The 17,723-nt window shown below is 65.9% G+C and carries 17 protein-coding genes; 14 read left to right on the forward strand and 3 right to left on the reverse strand.

From position 1 onward, the window contains the following. Positions 1–3 precede the first annotated feature (3 nt). The 13 genes from CH271_RS27815 (at position 4) to CH271_RS27875 (ending at position 11,517) form a co-directional block, all read left to right on the forward strand. Positions 4–813, forward strand: coding sequence for an MlaE family ABC transporter permease (locus CH271_RS27815; protein ID WP_094635694.1), 810 nt, complete (start codon positions 4–6; stop codon positions 811–813). Further along, positions 813–1,661, forward strand: coding sequence for an MlaE family ABC transporter permease (locus tag CH271_RS27820; RefSeq protein WP_094635695.1), 849 nt, complete (start codon positions 813–815; stop codon positions 1,659–1,661). The genes CH271_RS27815 and CH271_RS27820 overlap by 1 nt, the downstream gene beginning before the upstream one ends. After that, the gene (locus tag CH271_RS27825) at positions 1,658–2,818 is read left to right on the forward strand and encodes an MCE family protein (protein WP_256986579.1); all 1,161 of its coding nucleotides are present in this window, start codon (positions 1,658–1,660) and stop codon (positions 2,816–2,818) included. The genes CH271_RS27820 and CH271_RS27825 overlap by 4 nt, the downstream gene beginning before the upstream one ends. Next, complete coding sequence (locus CH271_RS27830; protein WP_094635696.1) at positions 2,815–3,825, forward strand: MCE family protein; 1,011 nt, start codon at positions 2,815–2,817, stop codon at positions 3,823–3,825. Before CH271_RS27825 ends, CH271_RS27830 begins: the two co-directional genes overlap by 4 nt. Then, the gene (locus tag CH271_RS27835; protein WP_094635697.1) at positions 3,822–4,796 is read left to right on the forward strand and encodes an MCE family protein; all 975 of its coding nucleotides are present in this window, start codon (positions 3,822–3,824) and stop codon (positions 4,794–4,796) included. Before CH271_RS27830 ends, CH271_RS27835 begins: the two co-directional genes overlap by 4 nt. Further along, positions 4,793–5,857: an MCE family protein gene (locus CH271_RS27840; protein WP_256986580.1), complete on the forward strand. Its 1,065-nt coding sequence runs from the start codon at positions 4,793–4,795 to the stop codon at positions 5,855–5,857. Before CH271_RS27835 ends, CH271_RS27840 begins: the two co-directional genes overlap by 4 nt. Beyond that, on the forward strand, positions 5,854–6,888 hold the full coding sequence (locus tag CH271_RS27845; protein ID WP_256986581.1) for an MCE family protein: 1,035 nt from the start codon (positions 5,854–5,856) through the stop codon (positions 6,886–6,888). Before CH271_RS27840 ends, CH271_RS27845 begins: the two co-directional genes overlap by 4 nt. Further along, entirely contained in the window at positions 6,885–8,096 is a 1,212-nt protein-coding gene (locus CH271_RS27850) for an MlaD family protein (RefSeq protein ID WP_094635699.1), read from the forward strand. The genes CH271_RS27845 and CH271_RS27850 overlap by 4 nt, the downstream gene beginning before the upstream one ends. Beyond that, complete coding sequence (locus tag CH271_RS27855) at positions 8,093–8,563, forward strand: hypothetical protein (protein WP_094635700.1); 471 nt, start codon at positions 8,093–8,095, stop codon at positions 8,561–8,563. The genes CH271_RS27850 and CH271_RS27855 overlap by 4 nt, the downstream gene beginning before the upstream one ends. A 221-nt stretch (positions 8,564–8,784) precedes the next feature. Further along, positions 8,785–9,099, forward strand: coding sequence for an integration host factor, actinobacterial type (mihF, locus tag CH271_RS27860; RefSeq protein ID WP_008712632.1), 315 nt, complete (start codon positions 8,785–8,787; stop codon positions 9,097–9,099). 68 nt (positions 9,100–9,167) lie between these two features. After that, positions 9,168–9,650, forward strand: coding sequence for a cation:proton antiporter regulatory subunit (locus CH271_RS27865; protein WP_037187765.1), 483 nt, complete (start codon positions 9,168–9,170; stop codon positions 9,648–9,650). Positions 9,651–9,669: 19 nt separating this feature from the next. Next, positions 9,670–10,842 (forward strand): cation:proton antiporter, encoded by a 1,173-nt coding sequence (locus tag CH271_RS27870; protein WP_037187764.1) that lies wholly within the window; start codon positions 9,670–9,672, stop codon positions 10,840–10,842. Positions 10,843–10,854: 12 nt separating this feature from the next. Next, positions 10,855–11,517, forward strand: coding sequence for a GntR family transcriptional regulator (locus tag CH271_RS27875; RefSeq protein ID WP_052047333.1), 663 nt, complete (start codon positions 10,855–10,857; stop codon positions 11,515–11,517). An 18-nt stretch (positions 11,518–11,535) separates the two neighbouring features. Here CH271_RS27875 and CH271_RS27880 read toward each other — a convergent pair whose 3' ends face one another. Together CH271_RS27880 and CH271_RS27885 are read right to left on the reverse strand one after the other, a co-directional pair. Then, complete coding sequence (locus CH271_RS27880; protein ID WP_037187762.1) at positions 11,536–13,671, reverse strand: 3-hydroxyacyl-CoA dehydrogenase NAD-binding domain-containing protein; 2,136 nt, start codon at positions 13,669–13,671, stop codon at positions 11,536–11,538. Between the two features lie 9 nt (positions 13,672–13,680). Next, positions 13,681–14,892, reverse strand: coding sequence for an acetyl-CoA C-acetyltransferase (locus CH271_RS27885; protein WP_094635701.1), 1,212 nt, complete (start codon positions 14,890–14,892; stop codon positions 13,681–13,683). Positions 14,893–15,124: 232 nt separating this feature from the next. Here CH271_RS27885 and CH271_RS27890 point away from each other — a divergent pair, with 232 nt between their 5' ends. Then, on the forward strand, positions 15,125–15,361 hold the full coding sequence (locus tag CH271_RS27890) for a hypothetical protein (protein ID WP_094635702.1): 237 nt from the start codon (positions 15,125–15,127) through the stop codon (positions 15,359–15,361). A 12-nt stretch (positions 15,362–15,373) separates the two neighbouring features. Here CH271_RS27890 and CH271_RS27895 read toward each other — a convergent pair whose 3' ends face one another. Beyond that, positions 15,374–17,680: a DNA polymerase III subunit gamma and tau gene (locus CH271_RS27895; RefSeq protein WP_094635761.1), complete on the reverse strand. Its 2,307-nt coding sequence runs from the start codon at positions 17,678–17,680 to the stop codon at positions 15,374–15,376. Positions 17,681–17,723 lie beyond the last annotated feature (43 nt).

Consider the following 17,723-nt stretch of genomic DNA (forward strand, 5'->3'; position numbering starts at 1 on the left):
CCGATGAGATTCGAGCCACCGGTCGCGCGAGGTCCGGTTCGCGATCTCGTCGATCAGATCGGTGGCCTGTCGGCGTTCTCGACGACCGCCTGCACGCGCGCCGTGACCGACATCGTTCGAGGCCGGCTACCGGTCGCCGAGACCGTCAACCAGGCTCTGTTCGTCGCGCGTGTGTGCACGGTTCCCGCTCTGCTGTTGATGCTCCCCATCGGCGTACTGATCGCGGTGTCGGTCGGGTCGTTGGCGGGAAGGCTCGGTGCCGGAGCATATTCCGGCGCAGTCGTGGCGTTCGTGGTGGTCGGTCAGGCTGCTGCATTGGTGTGCGCACTGATGCTCGCTGGCGTTGCCGGATCGGCGATCTGTGCCGATCTCGGATCGAGGACGATCCGCGAGGAGATCGCCGCCATGGAAGTGATGGGCGTCGACGTCGTCGCCCGACTGGTGGTTCCCCGGCTCGTCGCCTCGGTTGTCGTCGCCGTTGTCATCTGCGCCATGGTCACCCTCGTCGGCGTGTCGGCGTGCCTGTTCTACCAGGTACTCGTTGCCGATCAGTCCGCAGGCGCGTTTCTGGCCACCTTCACCGAATACGGCCGCGTCTCCGATTTTGTCATGGCCATGATCAAATCGGCCTGTTTCGCGGTGACGTCCACGCTCATCGCGTCGTACCGGGGTTTGCACGCCGAAGGCGGACCGAGTGGCGTCGCCGACGCGGTGAACGAGGCCGTCGTACTGGCATTCGTCATGGTCTTCGTCGTCAATACCGTTCTGTCGCAACTCTATGCAGTCGTCGTTCCCGCGGTCGGTACGTACTGATGGTCTTCGACACCCGCGTTCGACTCCAGCGCAGAACCCGGGCTGCAACCTCGGCCATGGTGGACGTCGGCCGGCACGTCACCTTCTGGTTCGAGACCATCGCGGCCATCCCGTACACGATGCGCCGATACTCGAAACACGTTCTGCGCCACATCGGCGAGGTGAGCTTCGGATACGCGTCGCTGCTCGCCGGCGGCGGCACCATCGGCATCGTGTTCGCGATGTCGGCCGTCGCAGCGATGATGGTCGGTGTCGAAACCTACCGCGGTCTCGACCTGATCGGTTTGACCTCCCTGTCCGGGCTGCTCTCGGCACTGGCGAACACCCGGGAGCTGGCACCGGTCATCGCCAGTATCGCCCTGGCGGCCAAGGTCGGGACCGGATTCACCGCCCAACTCGGTGCCATGCGGATCTCCGAGGAGATCGACGCACTCGATTCGATGGCGGTGCGGCCCATTCCCTTCCTGGCCACCACCCGGCTGATCGCGGCAGTGGTGTGCATCGTGCCGATCTACATGGTCGGCCTCATCGCCGCCTACGTCGCCACACGATTGGTCGTCGTCACGTTCGGCGGCAGCTCGGCCGGCACGTACGACTACTACTTCCACCTCGCTTTGGCCCCGAGCGATCTGCTGTATTCGGTCGTCAAAGCGGTCGTGTTCGCGATCATCGTCGCGCTCGTCCACTGCTCGTACGGTTTTCACGCATCGGGCGGACCGGAAGGGGTCGGCCGCGCCGCCGGCCGCGCGCTGCGTACCTCGATTCTGGCGATCGGGATCACCGACGTGTTCCTGACGTTCGCGCTGTGGGGAATCGTGCCGACGGTGCCCGGGCTCGGTGCCTCGTGACCGGCCCGAACCAGCCGGCTCCCCGTCGTCTCGGACCCGGCCGAAGCATGCTCGTGTTCCGCGGAATCGTCGCGTCCTGCACCGCGGTGGTCGCGGCGGTGGCATCGGTTGCCTACAGCTCGGGCGCCTTCGACTCCGCACCGGAAGTATCGGTCGTGCTTCCCGCGACAGCGGGATTGCTGACCGGGGAGATCGGCGTGCAGTACCTCGGCGTTCGTGTGGGTGAGGTCGTCGACATCGAGCCGGGTGTCGATCGATCTCGAGTGACGATGCGTATCGATGCCGACCGAATCGGTACGGTGCCTGCCTCCGCGCGTGTTCGGGTGGTGCCGCGGACTCTGTTCGGAGACATCTACATTCAGCTCGTTGCGGTCGATCGATCGTCCTTCTCGGCACTGGCGGACGGGATGGCGCTGCAACCGGACGCGTCTGCCGACGCAGTCCAGGCGAGCGATCTGTTCCGCACGGTGACCGACCTCCTCGACGGCCTCGAACCGGATCAGGCGCAGCTGGCTCTGACCGCGCTCGGCACCGCACTACGTGGCAGAGGTCAGAGCATCGGCGAGAGTATCGACCGGCTCGCCTCGGTCACCGAGCGACTCGAACCCGACATCGAGGCCGCCCTGAGCAGTATGCCGCAGCTGCGCGAGTTGACCGAGAACATCGCTGCCGCAACACCCGACGTACTCGCCTCGGTCGCTGCTGCGACCAGGGTGTCGCAGACGCTGCTCGATCGATCCGACGGCGTGCGGGCACTACTGACCGCTGCGGCAGGGACAGTCGAGTCCACTCGGGCCGTCGTAGCCGAGAACCGCAGTGCAGCAATCACTGTCGTTCACAGCGGCGGCGCGGCACTCGGTGCGCTCGCGCAGGATTCCGACGGCCTCACGGCGACGCTCGATCGGTTGGGGCCGTTCGGGGAGGCCGGTGCGCGGATCTTCGCCTCGGGCAAGTTCGACGTCACCGCGGTACCCGACTTCTCCGAACCGCTCCCCTACACCGCCGCCGACTGCCCGCAGTATCCCGGTCTCGCCGGTCCCAACTGCGCGCTGGCCGAGCTACAGGACACCGCAACCGGCACATCGCTCCCGTTGAATCCCGCCAGCACGTTGCTGCTGGCTCCGCTGCTCCGTGGCACCGAGGTGACCGTCCGATGAGTATCCGACCCCTGATCTCGCTTGCCGCCTTCGTCGCCGCAGGTGCTCTGTCGGCCGTGGTCGTCATCCAGACGCTCGATGTCCCGGTCGGCGGTGCCACGACCCGATACAGCGCCGAGTTCGTCGGCGTCGAGGGCCTGCGGGACGGCAACGACGTGACCCTCGCAGGAGTCCGGGTCGGCAAGGTCGCCGACGTTCGGTCGACCACCGACGGACCCACCAGCATTGCCGCGGTGTCGTTCTCCGTCCGGTCCGACGTGCACCTGCCCGGGAACATCACCGCCGCAATTCGCTACGGCGACATGCTCGGTGCCCGGTATCTGGCGCTCGAAACCCCCGCCGACCCGTCCGGCACCCTGGCGGCGGACGAGGTGATACCGCTGTCGCGAACCTCTCCTCCCGTCGACCTGACCGCGTTGGTCAACGGCTTCGAGCCGCTGTTCGACGCGATCGACCCGAACCAGATCAACTCGTTGGCGCGCTCGATCGTCGACGCCTTCTCGGGTCGGTCCTCCGCGATCGAATCGCTGTTGGTGCGAGTGGCGTCGATGACCCGCGGGCTGACCGACAACGAGCAGATTCTCGACGAACTGATCGCGAACCTCGGATCGGTGACGAGCGATCTCGACTCGCGTTCTGCCGACATCACGCGCCTGATCGACGGGCTTGCCGAGCTCGGCGATGTGGCGGTCCGACACGGAGATCAGCTCGTATCCGTACTAGAGGACGGATCGGACTCGATGCGCTCGTTGGCCGAACTGTTGACGCATGCGGCCGCTCCGCTCGATGCCGTCGTAGCCGACAGCACTGCGACGACCGATGCATGGACGGCCAACACAGAACCGTTCGACCGAACCATGACGTTGCTTCCCGAGCTCGCCCGGTCCATCAATCGCATCGGCGACTACGGCGGTTGGCTCAACCTCTACACGTGCAACTTCACGCTGCTGGCAGGCAGCTCCGAAGCGAACATCTTCGGCACGACTCACTCGGAGATCTGCCGATGACGGCCACCAAGCTCGGTGTGGGCGGGATCGTGATGATCGTCGTGGCACTGGTGTGCGCCCTGGCGATACCGCAGGCCTGGTACCTGGTCCGCACTCGGTCCTACACAGCACAATTCGAGAATGCCGGCGGGCTCACCGAGTCCGATCCCGTCTACGTCGCCGGAGTACCCGAGGGCCGGGTCGACAGCGTCGACATCGTCGGTACGCACGTCCAGGTCACGTTCCGGCTCGACCGCGACCACACGCTCGGCGACCGAACGCATGCGTCGATCCAGCTGCGGACCATCCTCGGAAAGCGCTACCTCGAGATCGTCCCCGACGGCGGCGGTTCCCTCGGAACGGACAACACCATCCCCCTCGAGCGAACGTCGGTTCCGTACTCACTCGACCAGATCTCCGCCGCCGCGAACACCACCGCCGCAGAGGTGGACGTACCCGGACTGGAGGAGATGGTTCGGACCCTGAGAGAGTCGTTGCCGGAGAACAGTTCGACGGTCCGTGACGCCATCACCGGCATCGGTTCGGCATCGGCACTGCTGGCCGAGAACGACGAGCAGATCTCCGGATTGCTCGATGCATCCCGATCCCTGACCACGTCGCTCGCCGCGGAGAGTGCATCGCTGTCGTCTCTGGTGAGCAACGCCGAGTTCGTGCTGTCGGTCCTGGCCGATCGACGAACTGCACTGAGCCAGTTGGTGAACGACCTCCGAACCGTCACCGCCACCGCGTCGACGTTCCTCGACGACAACTCCGAGGAGCTCGATCGTCTGATCGGCAACCTGCGCGGGGTCACCGACACCCTCGACCGAAACGGGCAGAACATCGACACACTCATGACGACCTTGCCCGCCGCCTTGCGCGCAGTCACCGACGCCACCGGCAACGGAAATTGGGTCGACGTCTCGGCCCCGGCCGGCCCCATCGCCGACAATCTCCTGTGCACCCTTGGCATTCAGACGGGATGCCGATGAAGAAGACACCGACAGCGCTGATCGCGGTAGCTGCTCTGGTCGGCGGCTGGTTCGTTCTCCACGGTTCCGAGCACTCGACCACCGTCACAGCAGATTTCGCCTACATCAACGGCGTCCACCCCGGAAGCCCGGTCAGGATTCTCGGAGTTCCGGTGGGTACCGTCACCGATATCACGCCCCGGGGCAATGCGGTGCGCGTCGTCATGTCCATCACCTCGGACGACGCCATTGCGGCCGACGCCGAGGCGTACGTCATGAATCCGTCGGTCATCAGCGACCGATTCGTCGAGATCGGACCGGTGTATCAGGGCGGAGAAGAGCTCGGTGACAGCGTCATTCCGGTCGAGCGCAGCCACTCGCCCATCAACTTCGACCAGCTCCTCGACAGTGTTGACGTGATCGCCACTGCAGTCGGTCCCGAGGGAGCGGACCTCGGGGCCGCAGCGGCCGAGCTCGCCGAATCCACCGACGGAACAGGACCGGCGGTCAACGAGGCCATCCGCAACATCGCGCAGGCAACCGCCGTGATCGGCGGAAACAGCGAGAACATCGGCGCACTCGTCGAGACCGTGAACCAGCTGATCACCGCCGTCGACCGACGGGACGGTGCAGTGGAATCGGTGGTGGACTCACTCGATCGTCTCGGGCAGGAGTTCCGCACTCAGGACCTCGATGTGAGCACTCCGATCGCCCAACTGACGTCCATGTTCGACGAACTCGACCGTCTGCTCGCCGGCCGGGGCGACGACCTACGCGCCGCACTCGACAACGCCGCCGACCTGACCGGTCGATTGGCCACGCACGAAGCACAATTCGCCGAACTGATGGACGTCTTGCCGTTGGCGATGCAGAACATCGGCAGAACCATCGGCGACGACCAGCGAGGACGCATCCGTCTGAACGTCTCCACCGATCTCGACCAGTTCGCCTCGACGGTTCCGCTGTGCCGCGACCTGGCTCTGCCCATCTGCACCGGGGCCGGATTCACCAACCCGATACCGGTGCCCATCGGAGCATCCGATCCACTGGGCCTCATTCAACTGTTGGCGCAGGGCCGATGAGAGGCCCCGCTGCCCTGGCGGTGTCGGCCGTCCTCGTCGGCACACTCACCGGATGCGGTGTCGGTCTGGGCGAACTTCCACTTGGCCGGTCTGCGGACGGGTCCGATTACCGTGTGACCGCAGAGTTCTCGCGAGCCGACCGCATCAGGCTCGGTGCCGAGGTGCGGAGCGGGCAGCAACTGGTCGGCCGGGTCCACGACCTGTCGACGGACGGGGGTATGGCTCGGGTCGGGCTGAGCCTGTCCCGAGCCGTAGCGGTTCCGGCAGATGTCACCGCATCGATCGAGGTGGCGTCGGCGCTCGGGGATCCGTACATCCGACTCGATCCACCGCAGACGCCGTCGGGAGATCGGCTGTCCGACGGTGCCGTCATCACCGACACCGACATCGGGCCCGAACTCGAATCATCGCTCGCTGCACTCGGTCTGGTACTGAACGGCAGCGGAATCGGCCAGCTCGACACCATCGTCACCGAGCTCGACACGGCATTCTCCGGCCGTGGGCCGCAGGTCGGGGAGCTGCTGCGCAGCACCGACACCATCCTCGCCGCAGCCGACGCGCAGCGTCGCGAATTCGATCGCGTACTGCAGGCCGCACGCGACGTTTCCGCCGCGCTGGCCGACAATCGCACCGTCATCGACGACGGGCTCGCCATGTCCGCGCCGACGATCGAGTTGCTCGTCCAGCAACGCGACCGACTGGCGTCCCTGCTCGACAACACCGCCTCGCTGGCCACAACGGCTCGAGACATCCTGTCGGACAACGGGAAGCAACTAGAGGACGGTGTCGACGACATCGCCCGCGTACTGAGTTCGGTTCAGGGATGGAACGATTCGATCACCCCGACACTGAACGAGATGAACAACTTCATCGCAGGCTTCAGCGGAGCCGTGCGGGGGGACTACCTCGCCTTCGACGGTGCACTCGACCTGCCCGAGACAGTGGGGGAATTGACCACCGGTGGGCGCATCGCCGACGTGCCCTCGGCACTCGGACAGCTGTTGGCACCGGTGTTGCGGGGCCCGAGATGAGGCGGCCCGTCACCGTTCAGCTGATTCTCTTCGCCATCACGTCCGTGGTGGCATTGGTCGCAGGGACCGTCTATGCGCTCGGCCCCTCGGCACTGCAGGGTTCGATCACGGTGACCGCCACGACGACCGATGCCGCGAACCTGGGAGTGGGCGCGGGTGTCACCTATCGCGGCATCGAGATCGGTCGAGTCACCGACGTCGCGCTGTCCGCCGACGGGCTCGGCGCCGACATCGCAGTCTCGTTGGACCCCGACGCCTCCGTTCCCGTCGGCTCACCGGCTCGGGTGACCGACAGCAACGCACTCGGCATTCAGACACTCGACATCGTGCCGACCACCGCCGAGGGCCCGTATCTCGTCGACGGGGACACCTTGACCGTCGACGACGCCGATCGGCCTCGCCGACTCGACGAGGTCATCACCAGCATCTCGACACTGGTCGACTCGATCGATCCCGCCACGGTGAGTTCCCTCACGCAGACCATGGGGACGGCCCTCGACGGGACCGGGCCTGCGCTGGGCCGAGTGATCGACGACGTCGACACCCTCACCCGAATGCTCGACGCGCAGGCACCGGCGTTGGCCAACATTCTCGATACCGGGCTCCCGATGCTCGACGCACTCGCGCCTGCATCGGACTCGCTCCCGGCCACCGCTGCTGTGACACGTGATGTGACCGGACAACTCGTGGGAAACGAACCGTCACTGGTCTACCTGCTCGACCGGTCCCCCGCGATGCTCACCAGAACCCAGCACCTTCTCGACGACACCCGAGGAACAGCAGGGGCCCTTCTCACCAATCTGGTGTCGGTGACCGGAGTTCTGGGCGACCGAACCCCCGCACTGTCGGCGCTGCTCACCGCCCTGCCCGACACGCTCGGCAAACTCACCTCCGTCGTACACGGAGACCGCGGAGACTTCACGCTGGTCGCAACCCAGGGCCCGGTCTGCTGGTACGACACCCCCCGCCGCGCCGTCGGCGACGAATCTCCGCGCGATCCGAATCTGACGCTGTACTGCCCGCCCGGCGAGAACCTGGCCCAACGCGGGTCACAGAACGCACCCCGTCCCAACGACCTGGGCCTGACCGATTCGACCCGTCCCGGCAACGTGACCGGACCACCGATCGCCGACGATCCGGTGCTGATTCCCACTGGACTCGAGGCGCTCGACTACTGGAAGAAACTGCTCGAAGGAGTACAGCAATGACCATCCGCCGAGGAATCGCACTAGTGCTGTTCATCGCTCTCGTCGCAGGCGTCGCCGTGCTCGGCTACCTGTATCAGGGCAGCCGGACGATGGACGGCCTCCGAACCGAGGCGCTGGACTCGGCACGGCAGTACACCGAGGAGCTCTCCACCTACGACTACGCCACACCGACAACGAATCTCGACCGTGTGATCGCATCGTCCACCGACGATTTCGCCACCGACTATCGGGACGTGTCGACGAGCCTGACCGACTTGTTGACCCAGGGTCAGGGCCGAGCGACCGGTCACGCAGTTACGGCCGGAATCGTCGAGATCGACGGTGAACACGCCGTCGTTGCGGTGTTCCTCGATCAGGAGGTGTCCAATCTCGCGGTGCCCGATGGGCGGACCGATTCCTCCCGGATGTTGATCGGACTCGAACGCTCGGGCGACCGTTGGTTGCTGGCATCGGCGGACCCGGCATGAGCCGTCGAACGGACCCGATACATCAGGCCTCGGAGGGCCGATGTGCTGGTCGGGGCACACCACGAATCGGATAGGACGTAGCCTGGCTGGGAAGGTTCGGTGGTTCGACCGTGAATGACACCCGTGTTGTTCGGTTAGATTGGAAGAGCCACCAGGCACGATGCAAGAGGGTCGAGACCTGTCAACGAGCGACGGGTCACCACAATCGAGGAGAACAGGCCATGGCTTTACCAGTATTGACACCGGAACAGCGCACCGCGGCGCTGGCCAAGGCGGCCGAGGCACGCACTGCGCGGTCGAAGCTGCTCGCATCCGTCAAGTCCGGCGAACTCAGCGTCGCTGACGTTCTCGCCAAGGCGGAGAACGACGAGATCGTCAAGAAGACCAAGGTGTCCGCCCTGATCAAGGCCCTGCCGGGTGTTGGTTCCGTGCGCGCCGCACAGCTGCTCGAGCAGCTGTCCATCGCCGATACCCGCCGTATCGGTGGCCTCGGTGCAAACCAGCGCGAAGCCCTCCTGGCTGCCGTCGCATCCTGATCGAGATGGGTCGGGCTCCACGCCCGATCCTGCGATAATGCGCTGCCTGCAGGGCTAGCATTTCGGCCATGAACGTCGAAGTGACCCTGCTGCCCGGGATCGGGGTGCGGAAGGATTTCGCCCTCGCTTCCGGGCGCCGCATAGGCGTCATCACCCGCAAGGACGGCGCGAACGAGCTGATCGTCTCGCGCAAGGACGACCCCGATGCCACGCAGGCATCGATCACGCTGAGCAATGAGGAAGCGGCGGCCCTGGGCAATCTGCTCGGGTCGCCGCAACTCATCGCTCAGCTCGGGGAAGAGCATCGCGACCTCCCCGGAATCAACACCCGCCAACTCCCCATTCGCGCCAATTCCCGGTTCGTCAGCCGCACACTCGGCGACACCGCGATGCGCACCAAGACCGGAGTATCGATCGTCGCTGTCATGCGCGCCGGTCAGGTACAGCCGTCACCCACCCCCGATTTCACGCTCGCCGCAGGTGACCTGCTGGTCGCCGTCGGCACCGCAGAGGGACTCGACGCAGCGGCCAAGTTGCTCGGCCATGCCTGAGACCAGTCGGGGCTGAGCGATGGCCGAGAGCGCGCTCGCCCTCACCGAGCTGGGCGCAGTGTTCTTCGTTCTCGGTCTGCTCGCTCGGCTCGCCGGTCGAATCGGCGTCTCCCCCATCCCGTTCTATCTGCTCGGTGGCCTCGCCTTCGGCAACGGCGGCATCGTCACCCTCGGTGGCATCGACGAGTTCAGCGAAATAGCCAGCGAGATCGGCGTCATCCTGCTGCTGCTTCTCCTCGGACTCGAATACACCGCCACCGAACTCGTCACCGGACTGCGTCGATCGTGGATGGCCGGACTGGTCGACATCGTCCTGAACTTCGCTCCTGGCGCTGCCGTCGCACTACTGCTCGGCTGGGGCGGAATCGGAGCCCTGGTGATGGGCGGTGTCACTTACATCTCGTCCTCGGGGATCATCGCCAAGGTCCTCACCGATCTGGGCCGACTCGGCAACCGTGAAACGCCCGTCGTGCTGTCCATCCTGGTGTTCGAGGACCTCGCGATGGCCGTCTACCTGCCCATCCTCACCGCGGTACTGAGCGGCGTGAGCTTCCTCGGCGGACTCGAAGCCCTGGGAATCTCACTGCTGGTCATCACGTTCGTGCTCGTCGTCGCGCTGCGGTACGGCAGGTTGGTCTCCGCGATCGTCGACAGTCCCGACCGCGAGGTCGTGCTGCTCAAAGTCCTCGGGTCGGCCCTGCTGGTGGCCGGCATCGCGTCGGAACTGCAGGTCTCGGCCGCCGTCGGCGCGTTCCTGCTCGGCATCGCGATCTCCGGGTCGACGGCCGACAACGCCACGCGCGTCCTCGAACCGCTACGCGACCTGTTCGCAGCCATGTTCTTCGTGGTGTTCGGGCTCGCCACCGATCCCGCGACGATCCCACCCGTTCTGGGCTGGGCCGTCGTGCTCGCGGTGACCACCGCCGCCACGAAGATCGCGACGGGCTGGTGGGCGGCGGGCCGTCAGGGAATCGGTCGTCCGGGACGGCTGCGTGCCGGTGCCGCGCTGGTGGCGCGCGGTGAGTTCTCCATCGTCATCGCCGGGCTGGCCGTGGCCGCCGGAGCCGTCGAGGGCGAGCTGACCGCTCTGGCGACGGCATACGTGCTGTTGATGGCCATCCTCGGACCGATCGCCGCCCGCGTCGTCGAACCCGTCGCGAAGGTCGTGCTACGAACCAAGCCCACGGTGTGATTGGCTTTCCCCATGGTGGACAAGCGTCGAGCATCGGTTCTGCGCCGACGGCCGCAGCTGTCGGAGGAGGTGGCCAACCACGTCCGGCACCTCGTCATGTCCGGCGAAGTGAGCCCGGGCGACTTCATCCGACTCGACGAGACCGCCGCCGAACTCGGAGTGAGCGTCACTCCGGTACGCGAGGCATTGCTGACGCTGCGGGGTGAGGGCATCGTCGAACTCGTCCCGCATCGCGGATACAAGGTTTCGCCGCTGACTCCCAACGACATCGTCGACATCTTCTGGCTGCAGGGGCGCATCGCCGTCGAGCTGGTTCGCCGCGCCGCGCCGAAGATCACCGAGACCGAGCTCGACCGGCTCGCCGAACTCACCGCCGCACTGTCGATCGCGGTCGAGAACGGTAGGCCGGAGGACGTCGAGAACTGCGAATTCGAGTTCCACCGAGTCCTCAACCGACTCGCCGAATCCGCGAAACTGGCGTGGTTTCTCAACAATGCCACTCGCTACACACCCACTCGCCTCTATGCCACCGACCGCGAATGGGGCCGGGCGGCAGTGCGCAACCACGAGGAACTCATCGAGGCACTCGTTCGAAACGACATCGACGCCGCCTGCGAATTGATGAAGCAACAATTCACAGACGGCGCCGAGAGGTTGATCGCGCACCGCGGGTAGGTGCTTTCGGCAGTGGTGCTAGCGCAGTGAGGCGGGAACCTGGAAGCGATCCCCGTACTTCTTCGCCAATTCGTCTGCACGAGTGACGAATCCGGCCTGACCTCCCGGGTAGCCGACGACGTACTGGTGCACGCCTCCGGTCCAGGCGGGGAAGCCGATGCCGAAGATCGAGCCGATGTTGGCGTCGGCGGTGGTGTTCAGCACACCCTCGTCGAAGCACTTCTGCGTCTCGATGGCCTCGATGAACAGCATGCGTTCCTTGAGGTCCTCGAACGGGATGTCCGCCGAACCCGACTTGAACGCATCACGCAGTCCGGGCCACAGTCCGGTGCGCTTGCCGTCCTCGTACTCGTAGAAGCCCGCGCCCTTGGCCTTCGACGGACGCTCGAACTCGTCGACCATCTTGTCGATGACTGCACCGGCCGGATCCTCGGGAGGAGTCTGACCCGCGGCGATGAGCGCGTCGTAGGTCTCCTTGCGAATCTTCTGCATCAGGTTGAGCGTGAGCTCGTCCGAGAGCTGCAGCGGCGCAGCCGGGTAGCCGGCCTGCAGACCTGCCTGCTCGATGGTCGACGGCTCGACGCCCTCGCCCAGCATCGCGATGGCCTCGTTGATGAACGTGCCGATGACCCGCGAGGTGAAGAAGCCGCGACTGTCGTTGACGACGATGGGGGTCTTCTTGATGAGCTGCACCAGGTCGAATGCCTTGGCCAAGGCCGCATCCGACGTCTTCTCGCCACGAATGATCTCCACCAGCGGCATCTTGTCCACGGGGGAGAAGAAGTGGATTCCGATGAAGTCTTCCTGACGCTTGATGCCCTGAGCGAGGCTCGTGATGGGCAGCGTCGAGGTGTTGGAACCGAGCAGCGCCGTCGGATCGACGAGGTCCTCGATCTCCTGGAACACCTTCTGCTTCAACTCTTCCGACTCGAACACGGCCTCGATGACGAGGTCGGCACCCTCGACGTCCTTGGCATCGGCCGTCGGGTGGATACGCGCAAGCAGTGCGTCGGACTTCTCCTGGGTGGTCTTGCCACGCGAGAGCGCCTTGGCCTCGATGGCCTCGGAATAGGCCTTGCCCTTCTGCGCCGACTCGAGGGCAACGTCCTTGAGCACCACGTCGATTCCGGCCTTGGCGCACACGTACGCGATGCCCGCGCCCATCATGCCTGCGCCGAGAACGGCGACCTTGGTGAAGGTGGTCTTCTCGATGCCGTCGGGACGGGACTTGCCTGCGTTGATCGCCTGCAGGTCGAAGAAGAACGCCTGAATCATGTTCTTGGACACCAGACCGGTGACCAACTCGGTGAAGTAACGCGACTCGATGGTGCACGCGTTGTCGAAATCGACCTGCGCACCTTCGACGGCGGCGGCGAGAATCGCACGCGGAGCCGGCATCGGTGCGCCCTTGATCTGCTTGCGCAGGTTGGACGGGAATGCAGGCAGGATCTGGGCGAGCTTCGGATTCGACGGCGTGCCGCCGGGGATCTTGTAGCCCTTGACGTCCCACGGTGCGACGCCACCCTCGGGGTTGGCCTTGATCCAGGCCTTGGCGGTGGGCACCAATTCGTCGATGCTGCCGACCAATTCGTGAATCAGACCGATCTCGAGAGCCTTCGCCGGACGGAACCGGGTGCCCTGGGCGAGGACGGTCATGAAGCCGGTCTGGATGCCGAGGAGTCGCGTGATGCGGGCAACGCCACCGCCACCGGGCAGCAGTCCCAGCGAGACCTCGGGCAGACCGATCTGGACACCGGGAACGTCGGCCGCGATGCGGTGATGCGTCGCGAGGGCGATCTCGAGTCCGCCGCCGAGTGCAGCGCCGTTGATGGCGGACACGACGGGCTTGCCGAGCTTCTCGATGCGACGCAGCTGGCTCTTGACTTCCTGGACCTCGTCGAACACCCGCTGGGCGTCCTCGGGCTGAGCGGCGATGAGGGTGTGCAGATCGCCGCCTGCGAAGAACGTCTTCTTGGCGGAGGTGAGCACGACGCCGGTGATGGAGTCGACCTCGGCCTCGAGGCGGTCGACGGTCGCTCCCATCGAATCCTTGTACAGCTGGTTCATCGTGTTGGCGCCCTGGTTGGGGTCGTCCATCGTCAGAACGACGATACCGTCGGCGTCCTGGTCCCACTGAATCATGTTGTCAGACATCGTAATACCTCAGACTCGCTCGATGATGGTGGCGACGCCCATGCCGCCGCCGATGCACAGGGTGATCAACGCGTATCGACCGCCGCGGCGCTCGAGCTCGTCGAGCACGGTGCCGGTGATCATCGCTCCGGTTGCTCCCAACGGGTGGCCCATGGCGATGGCACCACCGTTGACGTTGAGCTTCTCGTTCGGGATGTTCAGATCCTTCTGGAAACGCAGCACGACGGAGGCGAATGCCTCGTTGAGCTCGAAGAGATCGATGTCGTCGACGGTCAGGCCCGCGGTCGCGAGAACCTTCTTCGACGCCGGGGTGGGCCCGGTCAGCATGATGGTCGTATCGGCACCACTGGTGGCCGTCGCGACGATGCGCGCCCTCGGCACCATGTTCAGGTCCTTACCGGCCTGCTCGCTGCCGACGAGGACGAGTGCTGCGCCGTCGACGATGCCAGAGCTGTTGCCGCCGGTGTGCACGTGATCGATCTTCTCGACCCAGTGGTACTTCTGCAGCGCGACGTCGTCGAACCCGCCCATGGCCGCGATACCGGTGAAGGCCGGGTTCAGCTTGCCGAGCGATTCGACGGTGCTGCCCGGACGCATGTGCTCGTCCTGATCGAGGATGAGAAGGCCGTTCTGATCCGTCACCGGAACGACGGACTTGGCGAAGTAGCCACCGGACCACGCCGCTGCGGCGCGCTCCTGGGACTGCACGGCGTAGGCGTCGACGTCTTCGCGGCTGAACCCCTCGATCGTCGCGATGAGATCGGCACCGATGCCCTGCGGGGCGAAGTAGGTGTCGTAGTTGGTGACGGGGTCCATGGCCCACGCGCCGCCGTCGCTGCCCATCGGCACGCGCGACATCGACTCGACGCCACCGGCGACGACGAGCTCGTCCCAACCCGAGCGCACCTTCTGCGCAGCCAGGTTGACGGCTTCGAGACCGGACGCGCAGAAGCGGTTGAGCTGGAATCCGCCGACGGTGTCGGGCATCTTCGCTGCGAGCACTGCCGTGCGCGCGATATCGGCACCCTGATCTCCGACGGGTGAGACCACTCCGAGGATGAGATCGGAGATTCGGTTCTCGTCCATGTCGGGGAAACGTCGACGAAGCTCGTCGATCAGGCCGGTCACCAGGGAAATCGGCTTCACCGAGTGCAGGGAGCCGTTCTTTCCCTTGCCTCGGGGAGTCCTGATGGCTTCATAAATGAATGCCTCTGTAGTCACAGCGCGCAGTTCCTTCCAGATACTCGATCTTCTCGCGGTCGCCGTCGCGGCCGGCCGCATCGGTGCGAGGCCATGACAGACCTCAGCTCATGCCACAGTAGGGCCGCGGGTGGATCCGATATAAGGACCGAAACGAGCGTCCTCCATGACCGATCCGACTGTTGAGGTTTGAACGACGTCGGCTCGGGACACCCCGATAGATCAGATCTACCGAACGCGGAAGAAGACCTCCATGGAAACCGACGACGAACTGGCCGTGGGCGCTCGCGTCAAAGTACGTATTCACTCCACCAGCACCGACGACGAGGCCGGTCATGACGCCTACGAAACCGGAGCCATCGTCGAGGACTTCGGTGTTCAGACACCCGACACCACCTCACGGGACTGGGCGGTGGCACGGCGTTGGGCCGTGGCACTCGACAGTGGCCGCTTGGTGTTCGCCGACAACGAGGATCTCACCGTCGGCTGACACGCCCGTCGATCAGATCTCTTTGAGCGGTACCGCTCCCAGCTCGCTGACCAACAGCTCCATCGCGACGGTTTCCGGGTCGCGGCGCACCGTCGGATCGGCAGGCTCGGCCGCGGCCTTGAGCAGCTCTTCCTCGTCCTCCGGGGTCTCCGGTGGCGGTGGGCCTATCGGCTCGGGCTCGTCGGGGTAGTCCGGCGCTTCCGGCATCGGAATGTCGTCCGCCCCGATGCCCGCCGAGGATCCGTCGCCCGCTGATCCGAACCCGTCCGACGTGGGACGGGGAGCCCCTGCCTGGCTCGGCCTCGAGAACTTCGGCAGCGACGCGGGTTTCGCTGCCGGTTCATCTTTTTTTGCTGATGACTGTTCCGGTGGTGCCGCGGCACCGACCAGACACACCACCGACCATTCGACACCGAAGACGTCACGCAGAGCGTCGCGAATGACGTCGGCGTTGCGGGGTTCCTCCAGCCGCTTGGCCAACGGTGCCGAGTCGTGGCCGAGCGTGATGGTGCCGTTCTCGACGGTGCGCACCGAGGCACCGGAGAGCATCACCTCGACGGTCCGGCTGCGGTCTCGTACCTTCGTGCGCACCTCGGACCACACCGCGCGAACCGCAGCTGCGTCGGGCTCGCTCGACGCGGCTGCAGGGGCCGCCACGGGTTCCGGTTCCGACTCGAACACGGGATCCGGTTCGGGGCCGTAATCGTCCTCGGGCTCCGGCGGAAAATCCTCGTGCGGCACCGAGGCGACGGGAACCGAGTCCTGTTGTGCAGAAACAGGTTCCGGAGTCGGCTCGGGTGCCGGTGCCGGTTCAGGGGTCGGCTCGGGCGCGGGTTCCGGGGTCGGGACGGGCTCGGGCTCCGGGGTCGGAGTCGGCTCGGGTTCCGGGGCCGGTTCGGGTGTCGGGGCCGGCTCGGGTGCCGGTGCCGGTGCCGGTGCCGGAATAGAGGCAGCGGGTGCGGGCGCTACGGGAGCTGGCGCCGGTGCGGGCACCACGGGAGCGGGCGCTGCCGGCTCTGCGGCCGGCGGGCGCTGCGACGGTCGCTGGAACTTGCTCACCGGTGCCGGACCCGAAGGTGCGGGTTCCTCGGTGGGTTGCAACTGCGGTCGCGTCGGATCCGCGGCTGCCTGCGCGACGGCTGCTTGCTCCCCCGCCGGAAGCGTGACGTCCAAGCGACGTTCGACGCGTTCGAGTCGTTGCAGCACCGCGGACTCCGCATCGGAGGCCGAGGGCAGCAGCATGCGGGCGCACATCACTTCGAGCAGCAGACGCGGGGCCGTGGCACCGCGCATCTCGCCGAGTCCGGAGTGCACGATCTCGGCGTAGCGAGTCAGCGTCGCCGAACCCAACAGATCGGCCTCGTCACGCAGTCGCTCGAGTACGTCGCCCGGCACGTCGACCAGACCGCGTTCTCCGGCGTCGGGCACGGCCTTCATCAGGATCAGGTCTCGCATGCGATCGAGGAGGTCGATGGCGAAGCGACGCGGGTCGTGGCCCGCGTCCATCACCTTGTCGACGGTGCCGAACAGTGCGCCGCCGTCGCCGGCGGCCAATGCGTCGACGGCCTCGTCGATCAGTGCGACGTCGGTGACGCCGAGGAGCGAGAGTGCCCGCGGGTACGTGACGCCCTCGGGTCCGGCTCCGGCCAGGAGCTGATCCATGACGCTGAGCGAGTCACGGGGCGAACCGCCGCCTGCGCGGATGACCAACGGGTAGACCGCATCCTCGACCGGGACCTGTTCCTGGCCACAGATCTTCTCCAGCAGAACGCGCATCGTCGACGGCGCGAGCAACCGGAACGGGTAGTGGTGGGTACGCGAGCGGATGGTGGGGAGCACCTTTTCGGGCTCGGTGGTCGCGAAGATGAAGACGAGGTGCTCGGGTGGTTCCTCGACGACCTTGAGCAGCGCGTTGAAGCCTGCCGGGGTCACCATGTGTGCCTCGTCGATGATGAAGATGACGTAGCGCGATTCGGCCGGTGCGTACACGGCCTTGTCTCGCAGATCACGGGCATCGTCGACGCCACCGTGACTGGCCGCGTCCATCTCGACGACGTCGAAGTTGCCCGGTCCGCCCGGGGCGAGAGCGACGCAGGAGTTGCACACGCCGCAGGGCGTCGACGTCGGACCTTCGGCGCAGTTCAGCGATCGGGCGAGGATGCGCGCCGAGGAGGTCTTTCCGCAGCCGCGCGGCCCGGAGAAGAGGTAGGCGTGGTTGATTCTGTTGCTGTCCAACGCCACGCTGATCGGCTCGGTGACGTGTTCCTGACCGACGACCTCGGCGAACGTCGCAGGACGGTACTTCCGGTAGAGGGCCACGCCCGAAAGGGTACCGGCGACCACGGACACAGTTGCATCGCCG

The sequence above is a fragment of the Rhodococcus sp. 05-340-2 genome, assembly GCF_002258915.1.
Taxonomy (GTDB): domain Bacteria; phylum Actinomycetota; class Actinomycetes; order Mycobacteriales; family Mycobacteriaceae; genus Rhodococcoides.